Raw genomic sequence first — 269 nt, 5'->3', positions numbered from 1 at the left:
TCTTTTGTTTTGCTTCCACCAAAAGATTATTTTCTTGTTCAATAGCTTCCCAACGATGGTTTATTCTGATTTCCTGCAACGCTTCTATAGCTAACTTCTGAACATGAAAACGGTCGATAACCTTTATTGCATTGGGGAAACATCTTTTGGCGATGAGCTTCATAGAACCAGCCATATCCAAAGTGATTTCTTTTGCTTTTTTCCGAAGTTTGCTACTTATTTTTGAAAGATGTTTTATAACGATATCACTTTTCGTTCCTTTAATAATC

Annotated in this window: 1 protein-coding gene; it reads right to left on the bottom strand. The window is 34.6% G+C overall.

The features are described from left to right. The coding region (locus tag AB671_RS21885) for a transposase (protein WP_185114142.1) at positions 1–269 on the bottom strand (269 nt) is incomplete at both ends.

The sequence above is a fragment of the Chryseobacterium sp. BGARF1 genome (genome assembly GCF_001677955.1).
In the GTDB taxonomy this organism is placed as follows: domain Bacteria; phylum Bacteroidota; class Bacteroidia; order Flavobacteriales; family Weeksellaceae; genus Chryseobacterium.
This window is presented reverse-complemented; position numbering and strand designations above follow the sequence as displayed.